11 protein-coding genes are annotated in these 16,329 nt (G+C 65.0%); 10 read left to right on the top strand and 1 reads right to left on the bottom strand.

Features of this window, described 5'->3' with window-relative positions:
• Positions 1–255 precede the first annotated feature (255 nt).
• From A7X97_RS04155 to A7X97_RS04110, 10 genes are all read left to right on the top strand, one after another.
• A complete protein-coding gene (locus A7X97_RS04155) occupies positions 256–1,194 on the top strand; it encodes a nucleoside hydrolase (RefSeq protein WP_005418952.1) in 939 nt (312 codons plus the stop codon).
• An 88-nt stretch (positions 1,195–1,282) separates the two neighbouring features.
• On the top strand, positions 1,283–1,525 hold the full coding sequence (locus A7X97_RS04150) for a type B 50S ribosomal protein L31 (protein WP_005410871.1): 243 nt from the start codon (positions 1,283–1,285) through the stop codon (positions 1,523–1,525).
• Between the two features lie 296 nt (positions 1,526–1,821).
• Positions 1,822–3,099, top strand: a complete 1,278-nt coding sequence (locus A7X97_RS04145) for a citrate synthase (protein ID WP_061480588.1) — start codon at positions 1,822–1,824, stop codon at positions 3,097–3,099.
• 236 nt (positions 3,100–3,335) lie between these two features.
• Positions 3,336–3,698 (top strand): NirD/YgiW/YdeI family stress tolerance protein, encoded by a 363-nt coding sequence (locus tag A7X97_RS04140; protein WP_111007626.1) that lies wholly within the window; start codon positions 3,336–3,338, stop codon positions 3,696–3,698.
• Positions 3,699–3,979: 281 nt separating this feature from the next.
• The gene (locus A7X97_RS04135) at positions 3,980–4,489 is read left to right on the top strand and encodes a CS1 type fimbrial major subunit (RefSeq protein ID WP_088497523.1); all 510 of its coding nucleotides are present in this window, start codon (positions 3,980–3,982) and stop codon (positions 4,487–4,489) included.
• Between the two features lie 51 nt (positions 4,490–4,540).
• The gene (locus A7X97_RS04130; protein WP_072168461.1) at positions 4,541–7,267 is read left to right on the top strand and encodes a TcfC E-set like domain-containing protein; all 2,727 of its coding nucleotides are present in this window, start codon (positions 4,541–4,543) and stop codon (positions 7,265–7,267) included.
• Positions 7,264–8,397: a CfaE/CblD family pilus tip adhesin gene (locus A7X97_RS04125; RefSeq protein ID WP_088497524.1), complete on the top strand. Its 1,134-nt coding sequence runs from the start codon at positions 7,264–7,266 to the stop codon at positions 8,395–8,397. Before A7X97_RS04130 ends, A7X97_RS04125 begins: the two co-directional genes overlap by 4 nt.
• Positions 8,398–8,415: 18 nt before the next feature.
• Positions 8,416–9,126 (top strand): pilus assembly protein, encoded by a 711-nt coding sequence (locus A7X97_RS04120; protein ID WP_065197144.1) that lies wholly within the window; start codon positions 8,416–8,418, stop codon positions 9,124–9,126.
• Between the two features lie 66 nt (positions 9,127–9,192).
• Positions 9,193–14,238: an ESPR-type extended signal peptide-containing protein gene (locus A7X97_RS04115; protein ID WP_111007625.1), complete on the top strand. Its 5,046-nt coding sequence runs from the start codon at positions 9,193–9,195 to the stop codon at positions 14,236–14,238.
• Positions 14,239–14,307: 69 nt separating this feature from the next.
• A complete protein-coding gene (locus tag A7X97_RS04110) occupies positions 14,308–15,054 on the top strand; it encodes a hypothetical protein (RefSeq protein ID WP_088497526.1) in 747 nt (248 codons plus the stop codon).
• Between the two features lie 486 nt (positions 15,055–15,540).
• Here A7X97_RS04110 and A7X97_RS04105 read toward each other — a convergent pair whose 3' ends face one another.
• On the bottom strand, positions 15,541–16,185 hold the full coding sequence (locus A7X97_RS04105; RefSeq protein ID WP_005418931.1) for a hypothetical protein: 645 nt from the start codon (positions 16,183–16,185) through the stop codon (positions 15,541–15,543).
• Positions 16,186–16,329 lie beyond the last annotated feature (144 nt).

The raw sequence follows: 16,329 nt of genomic DNA, 5'->3' as shown, positions 1-16,329 counted from the left end.
CCGGGCGAAGGCGCGGTGGGGCCGGTTGCGGGGGCGTGAGCCGCATGGATGCGGCGACCGAGCTTACATGGACGTACTTGCAGCGTCCCCCGCAACCGGACCCACCCCGCCATCGCTCAGGAAACCAGCTTTTGCCGTTGCCGTTGCTCCTGCCTCTGCGAGTGCAGGGCGCAGCCCTGCCAGAACCCCAACCGCCGTACTTGCAACGGTCATCATCCCGGTCCACACTTCGTTGCCGATCTGAAGACGGCAATAATGACCCACAAGATCCCCCTGTTGATCGACACCGATCCCGGTGTGGACGACGCCTTGGCCCTGCTGATGGCCTTTGCCGATGAACGGCACGACGTGGTCGCCCTGACCATCGCCGCCGGCAATGTCGGCCTCGAATACACCGTCCGCAACGCCCTCAAGCTCTGTGACATCGTCGGCCGCCCCGACGTACCGGTGTTTGCCGGCAGCCCGGATCCGCTGCTGCACCCCTCCGTTGACGCTGCCCACGTGCATGGCCGTGATGGCTACGGCGACGTGGACCTGCCGCCGCCGAGCCGCCAGGCCGAGGCCGAGCACGCGGCCCTGGCCATCCTGCGCCTGTCGCACGAACACGCCGGCGAACTGATGCTGGTGATGTTGGGCCCGCTGACCAATCTGGCGCTGGCACTGAAGCTGGACCCGACCCTGCCCCAGCGCATCAAGCGCATCGTGGTGATGGGCGGTGCGGTTACCTGCCACGGCAACATCACCCCGGCAGCCGAATTCAACATTGCCTTCGATCCGGAAGCCGCGCACGTGGTGTTCACCTCGTTCAAGCACCTGCTGGTGTCGGACTGGGAGGCCACCGTTGCCCACGGCCTGCCGCTGGAGGACGCCGAGAAATGGCTGCAGGCCGATTCCGATCGCGCCCGCTTCTACGAACTGATCTCGCGCAAGACCCGCGCGCTGTCGGAAGATGCCAAGGGCGGCCGCTGGTATACCGCCGATGCGGTGGCCATGGCGTGGGCGCTGAATCCGGAAGGGCAGCTGCAGGTCGAGTCGCGGCCGCTGAACGTCGAGCTGAATGGCACGTTCAGCCGCGGCGCCACCATCGTCGACTGGAACCGCCAGACCGGCCAGCCGGACAACTGCGATCTGCTGATGGCCTACGACCAGCAGCGTTTCGAGGCCCTGGTGCGCCAGGCCCTGGGCGCGGACTGACGTCCGTTGCCCCGCACCGGTTGCCCCGAGCGGCAACCGGTGCTTATAATGCCGCTCTTGACCACCAGCCCATTTACGGTGTGAGCCCATGAAGGCCGATATCCATCCGAACTACCGCGACGTCGTCTTCCATGACGTCACCTCCGATTTCAAGATCCTGACCCGCTCCACCATGGCGACGAAGGAAACCATCCAGTGGGAAGACGGCAACGAATACCCGCTGGTCAAGGTTGAAATTTCCTCGGCTTCGCACCCGTTCTACACGGGCAAGCACAAGGTCATCGACACCTCGGGCCGTATCGACAAGTTCCAGAAGCGCTACGCGCGCTGATCTGTCGATCCAGCTTCGAACCGACGGCCGCGCTCTGCGCGGCCGTTTGTTTTTCCCCAACGCCAACCCAACGGGCGTTTGGATGGACGGAACACTGCGTTCGTGTGACAACGCTTTTGCCGATCCGGGCCGCTCAACGGCCGGTGTCTGGCCGCCTGTCGTATACGACTTCCGTCTAGCACCCGACAAATGCTGCTGTGCGATAATGACATGATCCCCGGCACAGGCCGAGGACGTCATTCACGTGCCTGACCAATGCGCTTGGGCAGGCGCCTTCCCATGAAGGAGCGCACACAGTGTCCGATCTTGATCAGGTCACGCTCAACGCCGGCGACAAGTCCGTCGTTCTGCCCGTCATCAAACCCACCCTTGGCAACGACTGCGTCGACATCGCGAAGCTGACCAAGGAAACGGGTTTCTTCACCTACGATTCCGGCTTCACCGCGACGGCCAGCTGCAAGTCCGCCATCACCTACATCGACGGCGACAAGGGCGTGCTGCTGTACCGCGGCTACCCGATCGAACAGCTGTCGGAAAAGTCGAGCTACGTCGAAGTGGCCTACCTGCTGATCAACGGCGAGCGCCCGAGCGCCGAGCAGCTGAAGGCCTTCACCGATGAGCTGACCGCCGAAGCCAACGTCGATGAGTCGATCAACACCCTGATCGGCAGCTTTGCCAAGGATGCCCACCCGATGGCGATCCTGGCGGCCGCGATCGCGCAGCTGTCGGCCATCTACCACGACTCGCTGGACCTGTCCGACGCCGAGCAGCGCCGCAAGGCCGCCGTGCGCCTGATCGCCAAGGTGCCGACCCTGTCGGCGCTGATCTACCGCCACGGCAAGGGCCTGCCGGCCAACAAGCCGGATACCTCGCTGGACTACGTCAGCCGCTTCCTGAAGCAGACCTTCGAGTCCGCTGACGGCCAGTACGACCTGAACCCGGACGTGGTCAAGGCACTGGACCTGCTGTTCATCCTGCATGCCGACCACGAGCAGAACGCCTCGACCTCGACCGTGCGCCTGGTCGGCTCGACCGGTGCCAACCCGTACGCGTCGGTCGCTGCGGGCGTCACCGCGCTGTGGGGTCCGGCCCACGGCGGTGCCAACGAAGCCGTGCTGAAGATGCTCGAAGAGATCGGCAGCGCCGACAACGTCGAGTCCGCCGTGGTCAAGGCCAAGGACAAGACCTCCGGCTTCCGCCTGATGGGCTTCGGCCACCGCGTCTACAAGAACTTCGACCCGCGCGCCAAGGTCATCGGCGAGATGACCAGCAAGGTGCTCAAGCAGCTGGGCGTGCAGGATCCGCTGCTGGACGTGGCCGTGAAGCTGGAACAGGCTGCGCTGCAGGACGAGTACTTCGTCGCCCGCAAGCTGTACCCGAACGTCGATTTCTACAGCGGCATCATCTACAAGGCGCTGCAGATCCCGACCGAAATGTTCACCGTCATGTTCGCCCTGGGCCGTACTTCCGGCTGGGTGTCGCATTGGCTGGAACAGCAGGTCGATCCGGAAATGAAGATCGGCCGTCCGCGCCAGGTCTACACCGGCAGCGACGTGCGCGACTACCAGGGCTGATCGCCCGCAGCAGGTTGTGCTGAGAACGCCCCGCATCCGCGGGGCGTTTTTTTTGTCCTGATCGTCTTCGGCGGATGCCGACTGCGGCACGTTGGTCCGCACGATAAGAGCCCGCTTCCGGATCTGAACGCGTTCTGACAATGAATGTCGCATTCACATCTTTTCGGATCTATTGCATGGGTATCACGTCGAAGGCGATAGAACCTGTGCGTACTGATCCCTGTATGGAGAACGCCATGAACCGACTGATCGCCATCGCTTTCATCGCCACGCCGCTGGCCCTGCTGAGCCCGCAGGCCTTTGCGCAGTACACCGGGCCGGGGGCAGGGGCCGCTGCCAGCACCGTCGCTGACGCACGTGCGCAGCGCGATGACCATCCGGTGGTGCTGCGTGGCACCCTCATCGCCAAGATCGGTGACGAGCGCTACCAGTTCCGTGATGCCAGCGGCCAGATCGAGGTCGAGATCGATGACGAAGACCTGCCGCCGCAGGCCATCGGTGCCGACACCGTGGTCGAGCTGCGTGGCAAGGTCGACACGCATCGCTTCAAGCCCACCGACATCGATGTCGATCACGTCACCGTCGTGCCTGCAGGTTGAAGCGAACGGCAGCCGAGCGTGGGTTCGGCTCTACCAATTCAATGCAATGAGGTTTGTTGCATTGAACCGATGAGGGAAATTGCATAACCCTCAAACATTGAGCGAATTCAAGAATTCCCCTTAACGTTCAACGTTTTAGGAATGCTTGAATGGCCTGCATGGCAATGGATTTCTAACATTCTCTCCGTCGCCCGCACCCATCCCCGCGGGCGATGCTTCCCTCCCTTTTCTCCTTGGGGAGGGGAGCTTTCATATTCCCCCTTTGTCCGAGAGAGACAACCATGCACGCCATCATCAAGAAGGCCGCGCTCGCGGCAGCGCTGGCCACCGCTTCGCTGTCCGCGCACGCGCTGGAAACCAAGATCTCCGTCTATGCCGACGTCGACCCGACCCTGGCACTGCTGCGTGATGACGGCACCCCGTTGCCGGACCTGGTCACGCTGACCCACGATCCGCTGCGCGGCCTGATTCCGGACACGCAGCGCGTGCGCATTCACTCCAATGATGACACCGCGGATATCGAGGCACGCATCGACGGTGCGTTTGCCCTCGCAAATGAGACCGGCACCGTCACCGTGCCGATGACCATCAGCCTCAACAATCGCGCACTGGGTGCCGCCGCCATCGAATACAAGGCAGTCGACCTGTTCACCGGCGCCGGCTCGACCCCGGGCGCCTCGATCTCGATGCCGTTGACCATCGCCCAGGCCACCCCGGCCCCGATCACCACCAAGGGTCGCTACAGCGGCATCGTCAACGTCGTGCTGAACCAGAAGGCGACCTCGCCGTAATCCCCGCGCCGGCCCGGTTCCCGGGCCGGCCGCTTCTCCAGCGGTACCCCCATGACCTCACACGCCCCCGCCGTCACCCGGCTGGCGGTCGCGCTCGCCCTGGCGTTGTCCACTCCGCTGGCGGCCGCGCGCGGCGTCCCGCCCGGTTTCGAAGATCTGGTCGAAGGACAGACCGAACAACTCGACATCCGGCTGTTCGGCCGCTCGGCCGGGCTGTCGCCGGTGCGCGTCACCCTGGAGCATGTGCAGCTGGAAGATCCCGCGCGCGTGCTGCAGGCACTGGACCTGCCCGCCGAGGCGCAGGCCGCGCTGCTGCCGGCGCTGTCGCAGCCGCTGCCACGCAACAGCCACCTGGCCTGCCGCTTCGGTGGCGCCGAGGCCGGTTGCGGCTATCTGGATCCCCCGGAAGACCCTGCGGCCGCGCGCGCGCTGTATGACGAAGGCGAGGGCGCCGTGCGCCTGTTCGTGGCGCGCAAGTGGATCGGTGGCGAGCCCGCCGCGGAACGCTTCCACGCGCTCAGCAGCAATGCCGAGAACGCTTTCCTGCACCAGCAGGTGCTCAACCTCACCGGTGGGCGCGACTACCAGTCGTTCAGTGCGCGCGGCACCGGCGTCCTCGGCCTGTTCCAGCGGGGCCATATGTCCGCCGACTGGTACTTCACCCAGCAGCGCTACCGCAGCAACGGTGGCGATGCGCATTTCGAATTCGACAACGTCTATTACCGCCATGACCTGGGCCAGCAGTACTACCTGCAGGCCGGGCGCATGGACCGCCGCAACCTGTCCAGCCCACAGGGCGGCACCTTCGGTTTCAGCATGCTGCCGCTGGACCGCTTCGACGGTGCCCGCGTGGGCACCACCCAGGCTTACGTGGACAGCGATGCTGCCGTGCAGGCCTCGCCATTGACGGTCCTGCTCGCCCGCGATGCGCGCGTGGACGTGTTCGACGGCGAGCGCCTGCTGCAGACCTACTACCTGCAGGCCGGCATCAACCAGATCGATACCCGCAACTTCCCGTTCGGCAGCTACCTGGTGCGCATGCGCATCTACGAGGATGGCGTGCTGGTGCGTACCGAAGAGGCCCCCTTTGACAAGGGCGGCGATTGGACCGACAGCCAATGGCAGTGGTTCGTGCAGGGTGGCCGCCGCAACGAGCGCCGCAGCGACCGCTTCGATGGTGAGCAGGTAACGGTGGCCGGCACGCGCGTGCCATTGGCTCGCGATCTGGCGGCCACTGCGGGCGTCGCCCACCTGGGCGGGCACAGCTATGGCGAACTGCGGATCGACCTGCGCCGCGTGCTGGCCACGCAGGAGATGCGCGCAACGTTCAGCGGCATGCGCGGCAGCGATGGCAGCCACGGCCAGCAGCATCAGCTGTCATACCGGCGCAAGGCCTCCTGGAACATCTACCAGCAGCGCATGCGCGGCAAGGCCTGCCAGTTCGAGGCCGATGCACGGGACCGCCTGGGCTGCACCAACTCGCTCAGCGGATCGGTCTCGCTGCCGATCGCCGGTGGTACGGCGTACCTGGGGTACACCCGGCGCCAGACCTGGCGCACCGGTTGGAGCCGTCCCGGTGACGATGATCCGTTGGCGCCACTGGATCCGTTCCTGCCGCCGCAACCGCTGCAACCGCACCGTGAGCCGCAGCTCAGCCGCACCTGGCAGGCCAGCTTCAGCCGCAGCCATCGTTGGCAGGATTTCAGCGTCTCCACGCGGCTGGGCCTGTGGCAGCAGCACAGCCACGACAGTGCCCGTGACACCCGCACGCGCGACCGTGGCATCTACCTCAACGTCAGCTTCACCCGCCTGCAACGCAGCCATGTTGGCAACGGCCAGCGCCGCTACGCGGTGGACATGCGCCAGCCGCAGCACCAGCGGCCGGAGATCAACTACAGCGTCGGCCAGAGCTATCGCCAGGAGGTGGACGCGCAGTTGCGTGAGCTGACCTCCGAGCTGCGCGCCAACAACAACGACCGCTACAGTGCATCGCTGGGCGGGCAGCTGCAGAACCGCTACGGACAGACCGGCGCCACCGTGGCGTACTACCAGCAGCATGGCCGCAGCGAGACCGCTTACAGCGGCACGCACAGCTCGGCCTTCGCGCTGGGCCGGCGCGGTGCCTACTGGGGCGCAGGCACCGGCGCCGACGCCGGGCTGGCGGTACAGGTAGCCGCCACCGATGACCTGGACCTGCAGGGCGTGGCGGCCGAACTGCAGGTGAGCGGCGCGGGCCGGCAACGGCTGCAGATCGGCGAGCGCCGGCTGCTGCCGTTGGCCGCCTACCAATCGCACCGGGCCGAACTGCAGGACGCCAGCATCGACACCAGCATGGCCGCCATCCGCGTGAGCGGCGCAGGCGGTGCGCGCCCGATGTTCCTGGCGCCAGGACGGCTGATGCGCATGCCGGTGCCGATCGAAGTGACCTATACCTTCATCGGCACCGCCCGCACGCTTGCCGGCGTGCCGCTGGGCGGCGCCCGCATCCTCAATGCGCCGGTACCCGGCACCAGCGCCAATGGCGGCTTCGTCGCCGACTTCCCGCGTCGCGAGACAACGCTCTACCTGCTGCAGGACGACCGCCTGCTGCACTGCCCGCTGCAGGTGCGCGAGCGCCGCCAGGTGGTGCTGCTGGTCGGCGCCGTGCGCTGCGAACCGCTGGCCATAGCCCAGCTGCCGGCGGAGATCCGCCAGCAGGCCCGCGTCACCCGGCTGCTGCAGGAACGCGCGCTGATTGCTGCCACGCCCCAGACCGCTGCTGCAGGAGGAACGCCATGAGCCGGCGTGTGTTGTTCGTGTTGATGCTGGTGTGCGCGCTGGCCGTGCTGATGCCACGGGCATGGGCGCAGTGGCCGCCGGAGACACATCCCACCGATCAGAGCCGGGACATCGTGATGTCGTGGGACCGCTCGGCCGTGCCGGGTGACGTGGTGCTGTGGGCGCCGCGGACGGTGTTGGGATTCAGTCATGACCTGGCGCTGAAGTATGGGCAGATGCATGTGGTTTGCGGGTCTGCTTCTGACAATGAATTTGGGAAATGCGCCGTAGAGGGTGAGCCGGGACAGTCGCTTGGCATCAGTAACGTCGCCCTGCTGTTCGTAGAGCAGAGAACCGGCCTGCGTACTGAGCTTCGAGCGGAGGGCTACCTGCAGAGGGTCATGTCGGACTGGATCTGCGCCAGTGACTACTGGGACACGGCTAGAAGGCGTCTGAATGCGTCCTTCTGGTTCCAGTGCGCTTCGGGTCAGCCAGCGGGCACTGGGGCGAGCCTTCAGCTTCCCGCTGCAGCACTCTCCAGACTCGTCGCAGGTCACTGGAAGGCCACGATGCGCCTGAACATCAAGGCCGACCCCGCCGCAGCACCCGTCGCCACAGCCACCTTCAACTTCGACTTCACCGTCACCGACTACGACGCGATCTCGATCTACTTCCCGGCCTTCGACACCATCGCGCCGCTGGTCAACATGGACCTGCGCTACGACCCCATCAAGCAGATGGTGGGCGGCCGCAAGCAGCTGGAGATGTGCCTCTACGACGGCCTCGGCTCGCAGAGCGAGTTCCTCGGCGTCACCGTGCGCGACAGCGGGCCGCGCCCGCCACCCGGTAGCGACTTCGCGGTCTGGCATCGCGATGGTGGCAGCGACGACCGCCAGCGCCTGGACTACCACGTCAGCCTGAACTATGGCGGGCGCGATATCCGCATGCGGCATGGCGTGGAAGAGCTGCTGCATGGCATCGACAGCGCCGAACTGCGCCTGGTCATGCTGCCCGGTATCAGCCAGCCGGTCTATTGCGTGCCCACGCCGCTGACATTGCTGACACCTCCCACCCCCGTCGCCAGCAAGCGCCCCGGTCTCTACGAGGGCGAGCTGACGGTGGAACTGCGCGTACCCACCGCCAAACCCTGATCCCACACGGAGCCTGCCATGAACAAACTGATCGTCTGGATGCTGCCGTTGAGTGCGCTGCTTGCGCCATCAGCACACGCCAACCTGTCCATCCATCCCATGCGAACCGCGATGGATGCCAAGCGGGGTGCGCAGATCCGCGTCTACTCGCAGTCCACCCGCCCGCAGTATGTACAGGCCAGCCTTCGACGCATCGACAACCCGGCAACGCCCCGCGAACAGGAGCAGGACATCGAGGTTGCCGATTCGGCCATTGCCATCACGCCCGGAAAGTTCGCGCTGTCAGGCGGTGGCAATCGCCTGATCCGGCTGATCCCCCTGCAGCCGGTGCAGAAGGAAACCGCATACCGCGTGTACTTCGAAGGTGTGCGCGGCCCGGAAGGCACTGAACTGGAAAGCAGCGACGACGCTGCGCACGCCGACGTCGGCGTCAGCCTGGTGTGGGGCGCGCTGGTGAACGTGGTGCCCGCCGACGGCGTGGTCGACCTGCAGGTGCGCGGCAACACGCTGCACAACAGCGGCACCCTGCGCGTGGGCATCGTCCATGCGGCCGAATGTACGGCCGCCGGTGTCTGCACGCCGCACGACCTCTCGCACAGCCTGTACCCGGATGCCGATTTCACCCTGCCGTTCCAGCCACAGCCGGGCAATTCGCTGCGCCTGCGCTACCGGCTTTCCCAGGACGGCTATCGCGAGCACGTCCAGGACGTGGCCATCCAGTCCAGTTGATCCACCTCCCTGCGTCCCGCGCCTGGCGCGGGATGCCTTTTCCGCAAACTGTTAAGGAGAAAGACCATGAATCGAATCTATCGACGTATCTGGAATGCTGCACGCCAGTGCTGGGTGGTAGCGAGCGAGCTGGCTGTCGCAAGGCAGTGTTCCTCATCGCCGAGAAAACTCCGGCTACTAGTCATTCCACTATCGATGTCTGCGGCCGGCTCCATTTCCGCGAACGCGGGCAGCATGTACTGGGGATGTTCGCCCTTCGATTGGGACAAGGCGGACGTCTATTGCGTGCCCATGTCAGGACAAAGTGAGGATGGAAAAACCTCTGCCAATGCAAAGATCTCCACCTCCAAGGACTATCTGATCATGGGGGGAGGTTCGTACAACGACGGCTCCTGGAACGCTGCCTTTGGTCCCAAGGCCCAGATCATTGGCAACTACAACGCGGCATTGGGCCACAAGGCCAACATCAACGGCGTAGACAGTGTTGCCGTGGGCTACAACGCGACTGCCAATGGTGGTCACAGCACGGTTGTAGGCGCCAATGCCTACGGCAAGGGAATCGGCTCCACCGCATTCGGAAACAGCGCTGCTGCAACGCGTCAGAACGCGCTTGCGGTCGGCAGTGGCTCGTTGTCACAGGGCGAGAATGCGGTCGCAATGGGCGCAAACGCATTCGCCAATGGCGTTGATGGCGTCGCCCTGGGCAGCAAAGCCTCGGTCGATACCGGCGGCGGCACGTCCGGCATCGCCATAGGTGCTGCTGCGAAGGCCGGGACGCCGGGTTACACCGGTGCAATCGCCATAGGCGGTGGCGCCGAGGCGCGCATTGATAGCGTAGCCCTGGGCTACGGTGCGTCGGCAGCCGCGCAAGGAGCAGTTGCGCTGGGTGTGCGTTCTTCCGCAACCGAAAAGAACACCGTTTCCGTGGGCAGTTCCACGCTGCGACGGCGGATTGTGAACGTGGAAGACGGCCGCATCACGGCTTCAAGCTCAGATGCAGTTACAGGCAAGCAACTGCATGCGATGAACGAGCGGGTCGATGGCTTGATCAAGCAGGATTCTGCGAGCGGCATAGTGCGTATTGCCAACAGCAATACCGGCACGGAAGTCAGTATGCGCAATGCAGTGTTGGCGACGCGAAAAGTGAGTGGCGTTTCTGATGGAACGTTGACGACAAGCAGTACGGATGCCGTGAATGGCCGGCAGCTCAACGCCACGAACACCAGGCTGGGGACAGTGGAATCGGCAGTGGGCACCGTAAAGGGAGACCTTGCGGACGTTCGTACGCTCGCCCAGTCGGCCACCAACCGCATCGATGCCACCACCCTGGCACTGGGCAAGGGCGCGGTCGCAGAATCGGGGAGCTACGGCATCAGTACCGCCATCGGCAACAATGCCAAGGCCTACAACGGCCGCAGTGTCGCACTCGGATTCGACGCTCTGGCCGGCGTCGATGCAGAGGGCAACAAGGTGAACAACCAGAATGCCGGCGTGTCCATCGGTGCAAATACGCGCAGCGCAAACGGCGCGGTCGCGACCGGCTTCCGGGCCATTGCCAGCGGAAACTTCTCCATCGCCGTAGGCGGTGACGCCAATGCGGCTGCCGAGCATGCCACTGCAATGGGGTACCTGAGCAAAGCGACGGCCAAGCAGTCCACTGCGCTGGGGCGTGGCAGCGAGGCCAAGGCGCAGTTCGCCACCGCGTTGGGCAATCTTGCGGTATCGGCCAACACCAGCGCCGTTGCACTGGGTGACCGGGCCAACGCCCGCCATGACAATGCGGTGGCACTGGGGGCTGGCGCCGTCACAGCGTCGGTCAACTCCGTTTCGGTGGGCAGCGCCACTCTCAAGCGCAAGATCCAGTACATTGCCGATGGCGCGGTCAGCAATGGCAGTACCGATGCCATCACCGGCAATCAGCTGTTCGCGACCAACCAGGCCGTGTCCGCTGCGCAGAGCACGGCCACGAGCGCGCAGACGGCGGCCAATGCCGCAAAAGCCGACGCTACCAAGGCGCTGGCCGAGACGGCCGCGCTCACCGGTCTGGTCTCCCAGACAGGCGCCACCGGCAATGTCCGCCTGGGCGGGAAGAACAGCGGCACCGTACTGGACGTGCGCAACAGCGCCAACGCCAGCCGAAAGGTTGCCGGTGTGGCGGATGGCACCGTGAGTGCCAGCAGCAATGAAGCGGTCAACGGCAAGCAGCTCAACGCCACCAACGTGCAGGTGGCTGCCGTGGAAAAAGTGGCCAACGCCGCGCAGGCGGATGCAACGGTTGCGAAGGCAGATGCTGCCAAGGCGTTGGTCAGAACGGGTGCGCTGGAGGGGCTGGTCAGCCAGACCGCCGCCAACGGCAATGTCCGCCTGGGTGAGAAGAACAGCGGAACGGTGTTGGATGTGCGCAATAGTGCGAATGCGGGTCGAAAGCTGACTGGTGTGGCCGACGGTGTGGTCAGCGGCAGCAGCTATGAGGCCGTCAACGGCAGGCAGCTCAATGCCACCAATGAGAAGGTGGTGGCTGTGGAAGGCGTGGCCATCTCTGCGGCTGCGGACGCGACCCTGGCAAAGGCGGATGCAACAAAGGCGTTGGCCGAAACAGCGGCGCTGGGCGGGCTGGTGGCGCAGGTTTCCGCGTCTGGCGATGTTCGTTTGGGAGAGAAGAACGGTGGTACGACCCTGAACGTGCGTAATAGTGCCAATGCCAACCGGAAGATCAGTGGTGTGGCGGATGGAGCCCTGAGTGCCAGTAGTGCCGAAGCTGTGTCTGGGAGACAGCTGTACTCAAGTAATGCTCGGATTGCAGCCCTGGAAGACACGACTCAGTTTCTGAGTATTGGCACGGCGCCTGCTAGCGAGCGTGCCGAGGCAGGGCCCGTGGGAGTCGCTGTAGGTAACTCAGCCAAGACCGGCAGCGATGGGGGAACTGCAGTGGGTACCCATGCGAAGGCACTCGGTAGAAACTCCGTGGCAATTGGCCGTGCGTCAGTCGTGCATGAGGATTCTGATAGTGGATTTGCACTAGGTGCTGGAGCGGAGGTTGGCATTGCGGGAAGCGGCGCACGGGGAGGTGTTGCAATCGGTGCTGGAGCAAAGGTAGGTAAAGGAGCAGATGGTTCGCTGGCGATCGGCGAAGGCTCTCAGGCGGATGAGGCCGGAGTGGCTTCCTTTGGAAGTGCTACTACTTATCGTCGTCTGGTGAACATCGCCCGTGGCACCGCCGACCACAACGCCACCACCGTCTCTCAGCTCAAGGATTCCCTCGCTACCCTCGGCGGTGGCGCCGGCATGGACGCAAGCGGCAACATCATCGCCCCGACCTACGCGGTGCAGGGCGGAACGCAGAACACCGTGGAGGACGCGCTGATGGCGCTCGATGGAGCTGTCACCACCGCAGGCCGCCGTGCGGACAAGGTGGAAGGCCAGCTCAACTCGATCTTCCAGGATTCACCCTCGGCCCGTGGCGATGGCATGAACCAGATCGCGCTGAATGGCGTGAATGGCATGGTGCTGACCAACTTGGCTGACGGTCGGATAGCGCCAGGAAGCCGTGATGCCGTAACGGGCAGCCAGTTGTACGCCGCAGAGCAGAAGATCTCGCAGAATCGGAACGATCTGGAGGCGATGCGCAAGGAGCGGGAGATGCGCGAGCAGGCCATGCGTGGATTGGATGCGAGCGGCCCGATTGATTTCGGCGGTGCGCGTTTGACTGGCGTGGCCGAGGCGAAGTTGTCGGCTGATAGCTCGGACGTTGTGCGTGGCAGTCAGCTCTATGAGACCAACAGCCGTGTTTCGGCCATGGAAGACATCAGCCAGTACGTCAGTGTTGGTACGGCTCCTGGGTATGGCGCTGCTCAGGCTGGTCCGGGTGGTCTCGCCATTGGAAACTTGGCAAAGACGGGCATTGAGGGGGGCACGGCAATTGGAACATTCGCCGGGGCAATGGGCAAAAACTCAATTGCCATCGGACGAGCGTCCACTGTCTACCAAGGCTCAGATTCCAGCTTTGCCGTCGGAACTGGAGCTGAGGTTGGTAGGGCCGGCGAGTCTGGTGCAATCGGAGCCATCGCGTTTGGTGTTGGTTCGAGAGTCGAACCCGGGGCCCATGGTTCTATCGCGCTAGGAACCAGCTCTTATGCAACCGAGGCGGGGGTTGTGTCGTTTGGCAATATTGGTACGAAGCGTCGCCTCACCAACATCGCCAACGGCACCGCCAACCACAACGCTGCCACCGTCGGCCAGCTGCGCGGCGCGCTGTCCGCGCTCGGCGGTGAGGTCGATGCCAACGGCAACATCGTCGGCCCCAGCTTCACCGTGCAGGGCCAGTCCCAGTCCACCCTCAATGGTGCGCTGGAGGCGCTCGACGGCGCGGTCGTCAGCAACCGCTCGCGCGTGAACCAGGTCGAGTCGCAGCTGCGCAGCGTGTTCCAGGACACGCCCTCGGTCCGCGCCGACGGTCTCAACCAGCTCACCCTCGCCGGAACCCACGGCATGGTCATCTCCAACGTGGCCAATGGCCTGATTGCCGCCGGCAGCCGCGATGCGGTCAATGGTGGCCAGCTGCATTCGATGCAGCAGCAGCTCAACGGCCGTATCGATGGCCTGGAAGAGCGCATCGATGCGCCGCAGCCGCAGGCAATGGCGGTGGCTTCAGTGCCCGAACCGGAAGCGCCGGTGCCGCAGGCCGAAGGCGGCCAGCAGGTGGCGTCGATCGGCGAGGGTGAGAAACCTGCACCGCAGCCGAAGACGAAGAAGGAGGACACCCCGAAGCCCCAGGTCGATACCGCTGAACTGGAGAAGATGCTGGCACGCGCCAACGAGTATACCGATGGCGCGATCAGCAACTTCGAGCGTCGCCTGGACAAGATGGACAAGCGCTTCAACCGCATGGCGGCGATGAGCAGCGCACAGACCGCGATGGCGATGAACACCGCGGGCCTGGCCACCTACAACCGCCTGGGTGCGGGCGTGGGCTACAGCGAGGGTGAGTCGGCGATGGCGGTGGGCTACCAGCGCGTGCTCAACGAGAAGGGCTCGGCCACCTTCAGCCTCAATGGTGCGTTCACCAACAGCGGTGAGCGCAGCATGGGCGTCGGCGTCGGCATCGGCTGGTAAGCGATGGAGCCCCGGCGTGACGCGCGTAATCCGCCCCGCCGCGCCGGGGTCCTTGCCGAGGAGATGGCAATGTATCGATGGGTAAGCCGGTTCATCAGCTACCGCACGTTCTACCTTTGGCGGGCGCGGTATTACTACTACACCCGCAATCTGGACCGCTGGCTGCTGTTCGCCCTGCTGTGCGTGGCGGGCATGGGCTTGGCGGCCTGGTACACCTGGCGGGTATCGAGCGTGCCGCCGCCTCGCGTGCATCCGGAGGCCGCCGCGCTGCGCGTGGAGAACATCACCCAGGAGGCGATCCATCGCATCGTGCTGGTGCGGCATGGCGGCCCCACGCCGGGTGAGCCGTTCACCACGCCGGAGGATGTCCGTGCCGGCACGCTGCGCACACTGCGGGTGCGGCAGCTGCTGGACAGTGCGACGGTGTGGCAGCTGAAGGCCCACATGTTGGCCGACATCGCGACGTACATCGATGCCACGGGAAGCTGCTTCCCTTTCCCGTGCTGGCAGGTGAGCCATCGGCTGGAACTCATGCGTGCGGCGGAGGCGGAGAACGCGGCCATCAACCGGGCGCTGGAGCCGGTACTGGAGATCCCGCTGGACAGGATGCCCAACCTCAACGGCGGTGAGCGCGCGCGGATCCAGACGGCGTGGTCGGACCCGTTCGGCGATGTCTACAACCAGACCTGGTTGCTGGGCGATCTGCAGAACATGCACGCGCGGATGATGATGGCGTACCCGCAGCGGGTGGGAGCCCCCTGGCTGATGCGCCTGCTTGGCGATGAAACGGAGGAGCAACACCATGATGTCTGGTAGGGCAACGCACCTCCTGTAGAGCCGAGCCATGCTCGGCTGCTCTTCGGTCAGGTGTCCGGATGCCTGATGCACCGTGCGGACCAACGGTCCGCACCCACCAGAAGAAGGAAGCAGGTAGCGCGCTTTCTGTAGAGCCGAGCCATGCTCGGCTGCTCTTCGGTCAGGTGTCCAGATGCCTGATGCACCGTGCGGACCAACGGTCCGCACCCACCAGAAGAAGGAAGCAGGCAACGCGTCTTCTGTAGAGCCGAGCCATGCTCGGCTGCTCTTGGGCCAGGTGTCCGGATGCCTGATGCACCGTGCGGACCAACGGTCCGCACCCACCAGAAGAAGGAAGCAGGTAGCGCGCTTTCTGTAGAGCCGAGCCATGCTCGGCTGCTCTTGGGCCAGGTGTCCGCACGCCTGATGCACAGTGCGGACCAACGGTCCGCACCTACCAAGGCCGGAACCATCCAAGGCCGGAACCATCCAAGGCCGGCGCAACCGTTACCCGCCGATATACGCGGTGATCTCCGCTTCGGCCAGCAGCTGCCGCAACTGCGCGACAGACGCGCGTCGCATCGGCTTCTCATCCACCGGCGACAGCGGCGCCTGGCGCAGCGCATCGTACGGCAGCACGGCCAGGTCGAAGGTCAGCTCCTCGGCACTGAACACCCACACCGGCACGTCCAGGCTACGCTCGCGGTCCATGCGCAGCCGGCGCGTCCGCGATTCAGCGGGAATGCCGTGCTCGTCCAGGAAGCGATGCACGGCCTCCGGGTCGTCGCTGTGCAGGTGCAGCTGCACCGGGCTGTTGGCATCGGCGGTGCCGTCCAGCACCGGGCCGGCCAGCCGTGGAGCGAAGCCGTGCAGGAACTCCAGCGCGCGCATCGCGGCCTCGCGGCGGCGCTGCAGTTCATTGCCGTGCTGGGGCCCGGCGAACAGCCGCTGGTACTCGCGCAAGGCGTCTTCGATCTCGGTGTTGCGGGGCAGGGAGGCATCGTCGTGGATGCCGAGCCGGCTGGCGGCCTTCAGCTTGGCCTGGTGGTAGTCGCGGATGCCGCCTTCAGCCATCAGGCGGGCGGCTTCGTGGGCGAGGCGGTGGCGCCGCTCGCGGGTCTGGCTGGCAGCATGCTGACGGGCGCGATGCATGCGATGACTCCTGTTGCGACCTGGCTACAGACTAGCGCACGGATGTGACATCCGCGTAGGTATTTCAAGGTGGGGATGTAGAGCCGAGCCCACGCTCGGCTGCTCTACGCGGGGGCCCTGAACCGAGCATGGGCTCGGCCCTAC

The sequence above is a fragment of the Stenotrophomonas sepilia genome, from assembly GCF_003244875.1.
Classification (GTDB): Bacteria; Pseudomonadota; Gammaproteobacteria; order Xanthomonadales; family Xanthomonadaceae; genus Stenotrophomonas; species Stenotrophomonas sepilia.
The sequence above is the reverse complement of the archived record's forward strand: the minus strand, read 5'-3'. Positions and strand labels throughout refer to the sequence as shown.